A 12,793-nucleotide genomic window follows, 5' to 3' on the forward strand; every position below is an offset into this window, starting at 1 on the left:
TTATTTAGTTTGCTACCGCATTTTGCGGGCTTAGCTGCAAGCGACCCAGTATGGATGTGATTTCTTGGATGCGTTGCTCCAGTTTCCAAGCTGCTTTAAGCTCAATCTGAATTCGTTCCGGTCCTTTAAAATGAATGTGCTTATTTTTTTGCACCAAATCAATCAGGCTGAGCGGATCGACCTGAGAGGATTGATTAAAGGTGATAATGGCTTGCTCATCACCAATATCCACCACGCTAATGCTAAATGGCTCTGCTAGTATCCGTAGACGATGGGTAGATAGTAGGTTTTTGACCTCGTCTGGCAAGCTACCGAAGCGATCGATCAGCTCCTCTTGCAGATTGCGCAAATCTTTCAGTGAGGCGGCATGTGCCAGGCGCTTATAAATGGATAGACGTGCATTCACATCAGGACAATAATCGCTAGGTAGTAGGGCTGACGCGTGTAGTCTGACCTCACAGCTCTGATCAAAGGGGGATTCATAGTTTGGTTCTTTGCCATCTTTCAGCGCTTTAATCGCTTTATTCAGCATCTCAGTGTATAGCGAGAAGCCGATTTCTTGAATATTGCCGGATTGCGCTTCTCCGAGAATTTCACCCGTACCACGAATTTCCAAGTCATGCATGGCAAGGTAGAATCCCGACCCCAGTTCCTCCATTGATTGAATCGCCTCTAATCGCTTACGCGCGTTACTGCTTATGGCATCTTCGCCCGGTGTTAGTAGGTAGGCATAGGCTTGATGGTGAGAGCGACCAACCCGTCCTCGCAATTGGTGCAACTGGGCGAGACCGAGCTTATCTGCACGGTGAATAATGATTGTATTGGCACTTGGTACATCAATACCGGTTTCAATAATGGTGGTGCACAGCAAAATATTGTAGCGTTGCTGATAGAAGCCTTTCATCACCTGTTCGAGCTCACGCTCGGACATTTGACCATGGGCTACGCCGATACGTGCTTCGGGCAAGAGTTCCTGAAGGTGGGCGGCTCGGTTCATAATGGTGGAGACTTCATTGTGTAGAAAGTATACCTGACCGCCGCGTTTTAATTCACGCAAGCAAGCTTCACGGATGGTCGAATTGTCTTCACGCCGGACAAAGGTTTTAATTGCCAAGCGCTTTTCGGGGGCGGTTGCAATTACTGAAAAATCACGTACACCTTCGAGTGACATGCCAAGGGTCCGTGGAATCGGTGTCGCCGTCAGGGTCAGAATATCGACTTCAGCCCGTAAGGCCTTTAAGGCTTCTTTTTGACGTACACCGAAGCGGTGCTCCTCATCAATAATCACTAAACCAAGGTTTTTAAATTTCGTCCCTTTGGCTAGAATTTTATGCGTGCCGACCACTATATCCGTGGTGCCTTTGGCTAGACTCTCTAATACCTGTTGTGTTTCCTTACCCGTACGAAAGCGTGATAGTTCAGCCACCGTCACCGGCCAATCAGCAAAGCGGTTGGCAAAGGTTTGTGCATGCTGTTCGGCTAAGAGGGTGGTAGGGCATAACAAGGCGACTTGTTTGCCGTTCGCCACGGCAATAAAAGCGGCGCGTAAGGCCACCTCGGTTTTACCAAAACCCACATCACCGCAGACTAATCGATCCATTGGTTGGTCGGACGTCAAATCCACAATGACCGCCTCAATGGCTGCTGCCTGATCCGGGGTTTCTTCAAACCCAAAGCCATCGACAAAGGCTTGGTAGTCGCTTAACGGTAATTTAAAGGCCACCCCTTCACGGGAGGCACGGTGCGCATAGAGATTAAGTAGTTCTGCGGCAGTATCTCGCACTTTAATAGCAGCTTTTTTCTTGGCCCGATCCCATTGCCCTGAGCCTAGGGTATGTAAGGGCGCATTTTCGGGATCGGCACCACCATAGCGTGAGATGACATGGAGTTGGGAGACGGGTACGTAGAGTTCACTGTGATCGGCGTATTCTAATTTCAGCATTTCTACCGGCCCCTCATCACCCACTTCCATATTGACCAAGCCGAGATAACGGCCAACCCCATAATTAACATGCACGACCGGGTCGCCGGCGGTTAACTCAGCCAGATCACGCACCATAAAATCGACGTTGCTCTGTCTTTCTTGTCGACGACGTTGTAGGCGTGAAACGGCAGTTTCGGGATAAAGATCGCCTTCAGTCAGTAATACGATGTGCTCTTCGGGCAAACTAAAGCCCTGATAGAGCGGGGCAACCACTAAAGAAAAAGGAGCTAAGTCCTTTTTGTTGGCGCGAATTTGCTCTAGTGACTGAATCTTGGCATCGGGTGCGAGCGCCTGTTCGCTTAGAAGCTGGAGCAGGGTTTCACGACGTCCAGGGCTATCGGCGCAGAGTATGGTACGAGTGCCTGTTTGCAGTAATAATTGCTCTAGCTTACAAAAGGGCTGTTGAGCACGTGATTGTACTGCCACGTCCGGACTTGGTTTGATACTAGGATGCTCTGCCTCGTTGTTCCAGTGAATGCGAGCAAACTTGGCCAAACCAGCAAAGAACTGCTCAACACTCAGGTATAAATCCTCTGGCGCTAATATCGGTCGTTCACTATCGTATTTTAAAAACTCATAACGACTACGGGTATCCTCATGAAAAGACTGAATGGTACTTTCAAGCTCACCCACAGTCAGACAAATTGTACCCTCTGGCAAGTAATCGAATAGCTTGGCAGGCTCAGCATAAAAGAGTGGCAAATAATACTCTACCCCAGCAAAGGCAATGCCATTACTGATATCGCGGTAGGGGATAGCCTTTGAGGGATCGCCTTCAAAGCGTTCGCGGAATTTAGCGCGGAAGTGGTTACGTGCACTCTCATCCATTGGAAATTCACGCCCTGGCAGCAGTTTCACTTCATTGACTGGGTAAAGACTGCGCTGCGTATCCACATCAAAGGCACGGATACTATCGATTTCGTCATCAAATAAATCGAGACGGTAGGGCACGGCAGAGCCCATGGGGAATAGATCGATCAAGCTGCCACGAATACTAAATTCACCGGCGGCAGTGACTTGGGCGACATGCTCGTAATTAGCTAAAATCAATTGCTCTTTTAAGGCTTGTTCCTTTAGGCGTTGCCCCTTTTTAAAAGAAAAAGTATAGGCGGCAATAAATGATACGGGCGCTAAACACGCTAGGGCGGTGGTGACCGGCACCACCAAAATATCCACCTCATGTTGACCTAAGGCATGGAGTGCCAGCAGGCGCTCAGAAATCAGATCCTGATGCGGGGAAAAAGCATCATAAGGCAAGGTTTCCCAATCGGGGAAGTGTAAACAGTTTAAACTTGGATTAAATACCTTGACTTCATTGACAAGGCGTTTGGCCTGAAGTGGATCGGCGCAGAAGACGACAATGGTGTGCTCGCTTTGTTGAGCCATTAAGCTCAAGAAGTAGGCGTCGCCTGAACCGGCAGGGCGAGGTGCGACATAGCGTTGGCCTACTTTTAATTGCTTTAAAAGGGATTCAATGGATTGTTCTAGCTGTGAGGGGCGATCCGAAGTTGCAGACATACTGTGGTGTGTTTATAAGCGATGAAAATTTCTTGGGTGAGTGGATTACGCTCTCTATCTAAAAAAATAGCAGGAGGGCGTTCAATGCTTTTAAAAAAGCGAGGCTTATATTTTAGTACAGAGCTCATCATGCTGTCGCTTGTTGTATGATGTTAGCTGTTTTAGTTGTGAGGTCGCATAAAAGAGTAAAAAATGAGCTTAATCGCATTAATTCCAGCTGGCGGTGTGGGTGAGCGCGCTATCGATGAGCAACATCGCACGCCCAAGCAGTACCGTAAGATTGTCGGTAAATCGTTGCTACAACATTCCGTGGAGGCTTTATTAAGCGATCCGCGGGTTGAAGGCGTGCATATTGGTGTGGCCCCAGCAGATCCTTTGATTGAGGCGGAAGCTGCACAGCTCGGTACGCAGGTGAGTATTCACCGTAGTGGGGGTGAGAGTCGGGCGCAAACTGTGTTACAGACCCTATTGGCTATTGAAGAGACCCGGGGACTAAGCCAGGAGGACTGGGTGTTGGTACATGATGCCGCACGTCCGGGCTTAGCCACAGCGGCTTTGACGGCACTCATTGATACCTGCTTAGCGCAACAGTGTGGTGGTATTTTAGCCTTACCAGTACCGGACACGGTAAAGCGTATGCTTGCGACTGAGGCTAAGGCGGCTGATGCGATTGCTCGGATTCAGGAAACGGTGCCGCGTGACGGTCTTTGGCTAGCCCAAACACCGCAACTATTTAAGGCGATTGAATTAAAAGAGGCTTTGCAACGTGCTTTAACGGAGTCAGCGGAGATTACGGATGAAGCGAGTGCCATGGAGTATGTCGGTCAGCAACCGTTATTGGTTCGTGGTCACGCCGAAAATTTTAAAATAACGTGGCCTCAGGATTTCCATTTGATGGCGCAGTATTTAACACAGGATTTGGAGTAAGTAGTGAAGATTCGTATTGGACAAGGTTTTGATGTACATGCATTGGTGGAGGGGCGTCCCTTGATTTTGGGCGGTGTGACTATTGAACATACTAAGGGTTTAATGGGTCACTCGGATGCCGATGCCTTATTACATGCGATTACCGATGCTATTTTAGGGGCCGCTGGTTTAGGCGATATTGGACGTTTGTTTCCGGATACTGACCCGCAGTTTAAGGATGCGGATAGTCGGGTGTTATTACGTGCAGCCTATGCGCAGGTTAAGGCAGCCGGTTGGCGCGTGGTCAATGTGGATGCGACGATTCATGCACAAGCACCAAAGATCAAGCCACACGCAGCGGCCATGGTGGCGAATATCGCTGCCGATCTCGAGATTGCAGAAGATTGTGTCAATATCAAAGGCAAGACCAATGAAAAACTAGGTCATATTGGCAGAGAAGAGGGGATCGCAGCCAATTGCGTGGTGCTGTTAATGGCACCTTAAGCCTATACCAGAAAGGCTCGCGCTTCTTGCATAGCAGACAAAAAATGCTCCGAGTAGATTAAATACTCGGAGCATGCTCGACGAACGAGTTATGGCTGTGACTAGGGTTTATTCAGCACTGACTTCAATCGCCATTGCTGCTGCATTAACCACCGCAGCAATACGACCAATGTCTTGCATTTGCTCCGTGGTCCAACCGGCTTCTTTGGCAATTTTGTAGTGTGAAGCGACGCAGAAATGACATTTACCGATAATTGAGGCAGCCAAGGCAAAAACCTCAAAGCGTACTTTATCAATACCGCCGTGTGTGGCATAGGCATTCATGCGTAGTTTGGCAGGCAAGGATTGTAATTGTTGATCGCCGGCCATTTCACCGTAAGGATAATAGACATTATTCATCGCCATCAGGGCAGCAGCCGTTAAGGCAGCATTGGCATCTTCTTCACTAAGCCCTTGTTTAAATTGTTCAACCAAGAACTTGCTTTTTGCTGCATAGGCACTAGCCAAAGCAACACCCAGGGCATCTTCTGGTTTTAAGGAAGAGCGGGCAATGGTACCGTCAATATTTAAACGAATGTCTTTAGCAAAATCAGGGATAGCTTTTTTAATCGTATTTAAGAATTCCATTTTGATCTCCAATCAATTGTCTTTGATAGTTCAGGCTCTAAGTAAAAGTACCTGAAACCCTCAGTTTTTGGGCAATAAAAAGCACCCACAAAATCTTGGAGCCTAGGCTCGCTATCAAGGGGTGCTAGGTTTAGTAGAGCGACTGAGAAACTCAGTCGCTATGGTGCAAAGACGAGGCGATTATAGCGTGTCGCCACCGGCTTGACGGTTGCACGCACATAGTTCGTCAGTTTGTAAACCGTCTAGGATACGTAAAACCTCTTCAGGGTTACGACCAACGTTTAAGTTGTTAACTGAAACGTGCTGGATGGTGTTGTCAGGGTCAACGATGAAAGTAGCACGGTAAGCAACACCATTTTCAGGGTCACGGATACCTAATTGGTCGATTAAAGAACCAACCGTATCAGCGAACTGATAGTGACCTAATTTGTTTAAATCAGGGTGCTCACGGCGCCATGCTAATTTACAAAACTCGTTATCCACAGAACCGCCCATCAATACCGCATCACGGTCTTCAAAGTCAGAAGCGATGTTGTTAAAACCTACGATTTCAGTAGGGCAAACAAAGGTAAAATCCTTAGGGTAGAAATAGATAACTTTCCATTTGCCAGGGAATGAGCTCTCAGTGATCTCTTCAAAAGCTGATACGCCATTTTCCTCGTGATTGTTAAAACCTGGCTTAACACCAACAACTTTAAATGCTTCTAATTTTTCACCAATCGTTTTCATAAATAAAATCCTCTTAATAAATAGGTTTAAGAATACTGCTGTCATCGCAGTCAAGAAACACTATTGCTTGACCTGATAGTTATAATTATACACTATTAACTATTTTTGTCTAATAGTATATTTCTATGGCTAGGTTTAGGTAACTCTATTCTACATAAGAGTCCATGGGGTTCATTTTGTAATAAACTGATGGTACCACCAGCGGATTGCAGGAGGCGTTTACAGATAGCAAGACCTAAACCGGCACCATTCACATTACTACGTGCCGTATTGCCGCGAGCGAAGGGGCGCATCAGACGGGCAATTTCTTTGGGGTTGACACCTACTCCCTGGTCCGCCACATCAATCAATATACTCTGTCCCTTGGGATATAGCTTGACGCTGATGTTCAGCTCACCATTGTCAGAACGACCGTAGCGGCGAGCGTTTTCGATGAGGTTGCCAACCACGCGAATAAGATTGATCTCTTTAATATTGGCATAGATATTTGGTGTGATTTCGTAGGTCAAAGTGCCGTCTCGGGATTCGGTATACACTTGATCGCGCTCACATAGTTCAAGAATGGGTTGCGAGATATTGATCGCCTCTTTGGGTGACTCACCGGTTGGGCGTGCGTACTCAAGTAGTTGATCGATACAATGTTCAATCTGATCCATGTCGCCATCAATGCCGCTGCGTGCCTCATCATCTAGGCCACTTAATTCTAACTCAAGACGCATGCGGGCTAGGGGCGTGCGTAGGTCATGTGAAATGCCTGCCAACATCACCTCGCGGTCAGATTCAGCAGCTCGTAAATCCACCGCCATCTGATTAAACGCACTAAAGAGTTCAACAATTTCTGTCGGACCGGAATCGGTTGCTAAGGCGGTTATATTTTCACCGCGAGCCACCTTTTTACTGGCATTAGCTAATTGCTTGAGTGGCTTTGTCAGCATACGAACAGATAAGGCAGCACCGAATAGGGCAATACCTAGGGTGATGAATAACCAGCTCAGCCCTTCATTGAGTAAGTTTGGCAAAAGCTCCTGTCGATACTTAACCAGTAGCCAGTAAAGCTCATCCTCTACCCTAAAGCCTATCCAAAGGCCCTGTTCACCACTGAGTTCAGAGGCAATAATTAAGTCGGGCGTATGAATTAGTTGCGATAAGCGACCTTTGAGTAAACTCTCAAAACGTGACTCGCCAAAGGGGGTATAGGGGTCGCCTGGTTCACGTGGGAAGACTTGCGTGTCACCCGGTGTGGCTAACTGGATAGTGAGGGCTGAACGATTTTCTTTGGCGGCGTATTGAATGGATTTTTGGGCAATATTTAAGGCGCTGGCCGCCCGTTCCGCGAGTTGGTCAGCACGGTGCTCTTCGAGCGCATTAACAATCACCATGCCCCACACCGAGAGACTTAAAATCATAAAGGCCGTGATGATCAAAAAGGCACGACCAAAAAGACCTAAGCGCAGTTGCGGTCTACTGATGTGGGGCTTGCTTGCTTTAGGCGTTTTGGACGGAGAAGCCGCTTCAGTTTGAAGCGGCTCCGTGGATGCATCCTTTAGGGTATTACTTCTCAGTACTGACATCGCCACCATCCGGGATAAAGACGTAGCCTAAGCCCCAAACGGTCTGGATATAAACAGGCTTGGCCGGATTAGGCTCAAGTAATTTACGTAATCTGGAGATTTGCACATCTAAGCTGCGATCAAACGCCTCATACTCACGACCGCGCGCTAACTCCATTAACTTATCACGCGATAAGGGCTCCCGTGGGTGACGGGCAAAGACCTTAAGCACAGAGAACTCACCGGTGGTGATAGGTATCACTTCATCACCTTTGTATAAGGTGCGATTTGATAGGTTAAGCGTATAAGGACCGAAATCAATGGATTCGTTAGTCTGGCTTGGGGCACCAGGATGCTCATCGGCAGCACGACGGCGTAAAACGGCATTTAGACGCGCCAATAACTCGCGCGGATTAAAAGGCTTAGGTAGGTAGTCGTCGGCACCCATCTCTAAACCGAGAATACGGTCAATTTCCTCAGATTTGGCAGTTAACATAATAATTGGCGTCTGATCGCCAGCACCGCGTAAGCGACGACAGATGGATAGGCCGTCTTCCCCGGGTAGCATCAGGTCTAAGATCAATAGATCAAAACGCTCACGCTGCCAGTATTTTGTCATTTCCTTGCCATCTTCGGCGACAAATACATTAAAACCCTGTTCGGTTAAATAACGACGTAAAAGATCGCGTAGACGGGCATCATCATCAACAACGAGGATTTTGCGAGGGGAAGTAGTTTGAGTATTCATCTGTTTATCTTTATAAAAATTCAAGGGAATAATCGATTAAAATTTAATCAGCTAGTGACTGCCTTACCGAGCAGATCGACGCTTAAAACTAGGGCATCAATTTAAAAATCGGCTGATAAAACAGTAAATAGTTAAAATAAAATACGTTAAGCCTAATTGTAAATCACGACTTGGATTAGTGTCTAATGTTAAGCAAAACTTAGATGAAACAAAGCGTTGCAAGATGCAAGCGAGTTCTTGCGCTGAAGCCGTGATTTTTCAGTAAAATAGCATCATGAAAAAGTATCTCTTAGCCATCGAAAGCGCCGCCTCCGAATCCAGTGTGGCCATCGTAGAAGTGCATCCCCAGCTTAACTCAGAGGGTCTAAGCGTTTATAAGGTAGCCCGTGAGTGGCTGGCTTATAATCGTTCGGGCTCATTGGATCATGCCGAGCAACTCTTACCCTTGCTTGATAGCTTATTGGCTGAGGCGGCGATTACAAAAGCGGAGCTCGCGGCCGTGGCTTTTAATCAGGGGCCCGGTGCTTTTACTGGTCTGCGCATTGCGTGTGGCTTGGCGCAGGGGATGGCATTGGGTTTGGATTTGCCACTGATTCCGATTGATTCCTTGCGTGCCACCGCCCAGTTGGCGCTAGATTATTTATTAGCGACTAAGCAGATAGCTTGCACTAAACAAGACACGGCGGACAATAAAAAAAGTGTGAATGTTGATTATGTTGTTACACTTTTAGACGCGCGCATGAGTGAAGCGTATATGGCGATCTATCAATTAAGGCCGGTGGCTGACCGTGAGCAGGGTACCTTCGATCTCAAGTTGGTGCAAAAGCCTAGTCTTATTGCTATTAATGATGTGTTGATGTGGTTGGATGGGCAGCGGATGTATGATGAGCGTCGTTTGTTTTTCTGTGGTAATGCACTGGCGGTCTATGCTGAGGAGTTGGCAAGGAGTTTTGAGCAGAAAAGCTTTGATTTTACGGTGCTACCTGATCAAGTGACGGAGTGGCCTAGTGCTGGGGTAATTGCTCAATTAGCAGTTAAAAAATGGCAGCGTGGAGAGGCGATTGAAGCACATTTAGCAGCCCCTATTTATTTGCGCGATAAAGTCGCCTTTACTGAGAAAGAACGTGCCGCCGGCCTAATTGGTAATCCCTCCGCCGCATTGCCGGAGGCTACTCAATCACCTCCTGCGGATGAGCTTGATGTCAAGCCGTCTGCAGCTCACAGAGCATTTCAGCTAGCGCATGAGCACTATCAGCTGCGACCGATGCGTGAGGAGGATATTGCCGCTGCCTTGTTGATTGAGCAGACGGTACAGGACTACCCTTGGACCCGGGGTAATTTTAAAGATAGTCTTCGTGCGGCTTATCCTGCCTGGGTGATTGAGCAAAAGAAGACGAGTGCTGAGCAAGCGGATGCATCACAACGGATTGTTGGCTTTGCCATTCAAATGTTAGCACCGGATGTGGCGCATGTGCTTTTAATTGCTGTGGAACCGTCCCTGCAAGGTGTGGGTTTAGGTAGTTTTTTATTAAAGACCTTGGAGCAAAATGCCTTAGCGAATGGCCTGGATAAGCAAATTTTAGAGGTGCGTGACTCAAATCTGCAAGCCCAGCGTTTTTATTTAAGACATCGTTATGCGGTGATTGGCAAGCGCAAGGGCTATTATCGTGAAGTTAGTGGTAGCAGTGAGGATGCCATTGTGCTGGAAAAGCAGCTTAGTCCGGAGGATGCTACACTTGACGCCCTTGAATTGATCGCGAGCACTGAACCATTGGATAAGGCTGCGCCATGATTGCTGATAGTTTAAATCCGATACAGCAGCAACTACTGACAGAGTTAGGCATTAATTATCTGTGGGGCAGGAGTTTAGCGCCTAATTTACAAAGGGTGCCAACACAGTCTGTGCCCAAGTCATCCGCACTGGCGCTAGCGGCAGTGGATGTAGGCGTAGATACAGTACAGGTGGCGACGCAAGCAGCGGAGGCGGCAAGCACTGAATCGGCGCAAGCGGCTGCTGAAACGGCACGCAAAATGTTGCAACAAGCACGACATCGCCTACCGGAGGTGGCAAAACCAACCTCAACCGTGACTGCAAGCGCCTCACCAATAGTGGCTACCCCAGCCGTAGCTTCAGCCAGGACAGCATCAGAGAGAGCAGCGCAAGCACAAGCTGCTGTATCCAGCGCTGCGCTTAGTTTGCACGAGCTATCTTGGCAAGCGCTCGTGTCCTATGCGGCGGAGTGCTATGGTAGTGCCCTTAGCGAAGCGAGCCGAGCGGCAATTTTTTCAACCGAAGCGCTGGAGCCTAAGGCGGATTGGCTATTTATTGAGCAATTACCTATTACCTCAAGTTATCATCAAGCAGAGGCTGTCTCAGTTGATGCGGATAGACTTTTTGAGGCGATGTTGAGTGCATTGGCATTGCAGCGGCATGAGGTTCAGCGCTTGCCTTTGTTGCTGTATGATGCGGCGCATGAGCCTCGTACTGGCAAGGATCCGGCCTCTGCATTGTCGTTGATTTTTATTGAGCAACTTAAGCGTATCCGCCCGCGATGTATTGTGGCGTTTGGTGATGCGGCGGCGGCATTACTTGCGGTGGATAGTGGTTTACTGGCGTTAAGACGGCAGGAGCTCGTGTTTGAGCACCCAGCGCTTGGCAGTATCCCGGTAGTAGCAACCTTTTCACCGCAGTATTTATTACTTCATAGCTCAGAAAAGGCGCAAAGCTGGCAGGATTTAAAGCGTGCCCGTCGGCTTATTCGCGCTCAGGACGAGTGCCAAAGCGCCTCTTAACTAATAATATGCTGCTGTTGCCCATGGGCGGTTGAGCCGATCTCGGAAAAGACCTGTGGATAGACCTTTTGATTATGCTTGGCAAGCAACATCACTAAGCCCATCATCACCACCACAAGGGCACCAAAGATATAAATAATGGTATAAATCGAGTAGTTCAGATGCACCATGACGGCATAGGCACCTACCATTAATAAAATATTTAATTGCTCATTGAAGTTTTGTACTGCAATGGAATGGCCTGCAGATAACAGCACGTGACCGCGATGCTGTAATAGGGCATTTAAAGGCACCACAAAATAACCGGATAAGGCGCCGACCCAGATAAGTAGCGCAATTACTTGCCAGCCAGGTTGCACAAAATTCATCAGGAGCACGCTTAAACCCATCAATACTCCCACGGGTAATACGCTTAGCGTTTGTTCTAGTCTCACTCTAGAGGCGGCGACTGCACCAATGACGGTACCTAAGGCAGCGACCCCCATCAACATGGCAGAGCCCTCCAGCGTATAGCCTAGATGCTCCTCGCCCCATTTAAGCACGACTAGCTGTAAGGTGGCGCCAGCACCCCAGAACAACGTGGTCACCGCTAAGGAAATTTGACCGACGGGATCCTTCCAGAGAATGCGTACATAACCGCTAAACACACCAATTAGGCGAATTGGATTACGCTCCTGACGTGGATACTTAAAGCGAGTGTCGGGAATCATGAGATTGCAGAGGGCGGCTAATAAATAGATAAAGCCAACCACAACAATACCTGCTTCCGCTGGTGAGGCCGCAAAGAAATCAATTAATTTGATGCTCATCAAGGCGTCGGCCACGCTATCGCGTGTTAAAAAGCCACCCAACATCACACCCACAATAATGGAGATAACGGTGGTTCCTTCAATCCAGCTATTGCCCTTGACCAAGTCCTTAGGTGGCAGTAATTCAGTGACAATGCCGTATTTTGCCGGTGAATAGGTGGCGGCACCAATGCCAACAATGCCATAGGCTAAACAGACGACGTAGGCATTGGTGAGATTACTAAAGCCAAGGAGTGGGAAAGCAAACATCATCAGACAGCCGATGAGCTTGATGGAATTAGTGATAAACATCACTCGGCCTTTAGGAATGGAATCGGCAAAGGCACCGACAAAGGCCGCTAAAATCACATAAGCAAAGGCAAAGAACCATTTCATGACCGGCGTCAGCCACTCCGGTCCCTGTAGTTCCATAATCAGCGCGATAGCGACAATAAACAAGGCATTATCAGCTAGAGATGAGAAGGTCTGCGCTAGCATGACCGTGTAAAAACCTCTCTTCAACTCAACTCCACCTGATACTGTTGTTCATACAATAAATAAGCGCAACTCAATCTGCTTTACCGTCAATTCTTAAAATGATTACTGTAACATAGCTATAAAATGAAATTTTATATTGATGCCAAAA

At 47.9% G+C, this 12,793-nt stretch carries 10 protein-coding genes; 4 read left to right on the top strand and 6 right to left on the bottom strand.

Going from position 1 to position 12,793, the window contains the following annotated elements:
* Positions 1–4: 4 nt before the first annotated feature.
* The gene (gene mfd / locus A3GA_RS0105175; protein WP_018026329.1) at positions 5–3,502 is read right to left on the bottom strand and encodes a transcription-repair coupling factor; all 3,498 of its coding nucleotides are present in this window, start codon (positions 3,500–3,502) and stop codon (positions 5–7) included.
* A gap of 192 nt (positions 3,503–3,694) precedes the next feature.
* On the opposite strand from mfd, the gene ispD reads away from it, so the two are divergent.
* Both ispD and ispF read left to right on the top strand, forming a co-directional pair.
* Positions 3,695–4,429 carry a 2-C-methyl-D-erythritol 4-phosphate cytidylyltransferase gene (gene ispD / locus A3GA_RS0105180; RefSeq protein WP_018026330.1) on the top strand — a complete coding sequence of 245 codons (735 nt, stop codon included), beginning with the start codon at positions 3,695–3,697 and terminating at the stop codon, positions 4,427–4,429.
* A 3-nt stretch (positions 4,430–4,432) separates the two neighbouring features.
* On the top strand, positions 4,433–4,912 hold the full coding sequence (gene ispF, locus A3GA_RS0105185) for a 2-C-methyl-D-erythritol 2,4-cyclodiphosphate synthase (RefSeq protein WP_018026331.1): 480 nt from the start codon (positions 4,433–4,435) through the stop codon (positions 4,910–4,912).
* A 108-nt stretch (positions 4,913–5,020) separates the two neighbouring features.
* Here the strand turns inward: ispF and A3GA_RS0105190 are convergent, their stop codons facing one another.
* The 4 genes from A3GA_RS0105190 to ompR all read right to left on the bottom strand — a co-directional run bounded on the left by A3GA_RS0105190 (position 5,021) and on the right by ompR (position 8,566).
* Positions 5,021–5,539, bottom strand: a complete 519-nt coding sequence (locus tag A3GA_RS0105190; protein ID WP_018026332.1) for a carboxymuconolactone decarboxylase family protein — start codon at positions 5,537–5,539, stop codon at positions 5,021–5,023.
* Between the two features lie 180 nt (positions 5,540–5,719).
* On the bottom strand, positions 5,720–6,268 hold the full coding sequence (locus A3GA_RS0105195; protein ID WP_018026333.1) for a peroxiredoxin: 549 nt from the start codon (positions 6,266–6,268) through the stop codon (positions 5,720–5,722).
* 95 nt (positions 6,269–6,363) lie between these two features.
* Positions 6,364–7,839, bottom strand: coding sequence for an ATP-binding protein (locus A3GA_RS0105200; RefSeq protein ID WP_102705629.1), 1,476 nt, complete (start codon positions 7,837–7,839; stop codon positions 6,364–6,366).
* Entirely contained in the window at positions 7,820–8,566 is a 747-nt protein-coding gene (gene ompR / locus A3GA_RS0105205; RefSeq protein WP_018026335.1) for an osmolarity response regulator transcription factor OmpR, read from the bottom strand. The genes A3GA_RS0105200 and ompR overlap by 20 nt, the downstream gene beginning before the upstream one ends.
* A gap of 274 nt (positions 8,567–8,840) precedes the next feature.
* Here ompR and A3GA_RS0105210 point away from each other — a divergent pair, with 274 nt between their 5' ends.
* Complete coding sequence (locus A3GA_RS0105210; protein WP_018026336.1) at positions 8,841–10,358, top strand: bifunctional tRNA (adenosine(37)-N6)-threonylcarbamoyltransferase complex dimerization subunit type 1 TsaB/ribosomal protein alanine acetyltransferase RimI; 1,518 nt, start codon at positions 8,841–8,843, stop codon at positions 10,356–10,358.
* Positions 10,355–11,359 (top strand): uracil-DNA glycosylase family protein, encoded by a 1,005-nt coding sequence (locus A3GA_RS11810; protein WP_018026337.1) that lies wholly within the window; start codon positions 10,355–10,357, stop codon positions 11,357–11,359. Before A3GA_RS0105210 ends, A3GA_RS11810 begins: the two co-directional genes overlap by 4 nt.
* Here A3GA_RS11810 and lplT read toward each other — a convergent pair.
* A complete protein-coding gene (gene lplT, locus A3GA_RS0105220) occupies positions 11,356–12,669 on the bottom strand; it encodes a lysophospholipid transporter LplT (RefSeq protein ID WP_026156814.1) in 1,314 nt (437 codons plus the stop codon). The two genes, A3GA_RS11810 and lplT, sit on opposite strands and share 4 nt — an antisense overlap.
* Positions 12,670–12,793 lie beyond the last annotated feature (124 nt).

This window comes from Oligella urethralis DSM 7531, assembly GCF_000372065.1.
In the GTDB taxonomy this organism is placed as follows: domain Bacteria; phylum Pseudomonadota; class Gammaproteobacteria; order Burkholderiales; family Burkholderiaceae_B; genus Oligella; species Oligella urethralis.

Coding starts and splice junctions, on each gene's coding strand:
- mfd (WP_018026329.1), bottom strand. CDS start 3,502: ATGTCTGCAACTTCGGATCGCCCCTCACAGCTAGAACAATCCATTGAA.
- ispD (WP_018026330.1), top strand. CDS start 3,695: ATGAGCTTAATCGCATTAATTCCAGCTGGCGGTGTGGGTGAGCGCGCT.
- A3GA_RS0105190 (WP_018026332.1), bottom strand. CDS start 5,539: ATGGAATTCTTAAATACGATTAAAAAAGCTATCCCTGATTTTGCTAAA.
- A3GA_RS0105195 (WP_018026333.1), bottom strand. CDS start 6,268: ATGAAAACGATTGGTGAAAAATTAGAAGCATTTAAAGTTGTTGGTGTT.
- A3GA_RS0105200 (WP_102705629.1), bottom strand. CDS start 7,839: ATGTCAGTACTGAGAAGTAATACCCTAAAGGATGCATCCACGGAGCCG.
- ompR (WP_018026335.1), bottom strand. CDS start 8,566: ATGAATACTCAAACTACTTCCCCTCGCAAAATCCTCGTTGTTGATGAT.
- A3GA_RS0105210 (WP_018026336.1), top strand. CDS start 8,841: ATGAAAAAGTATCTCTTAGCCATCGAAAGCGCCGCCTCCGAATCCAGT.
- A3GA_RS11810 (WP_018026337.1), top strand. CDS start 10,355: ATGATTGCTGATAGTTTAAATCCGATACAGCAGCAACTACTGACAGAG.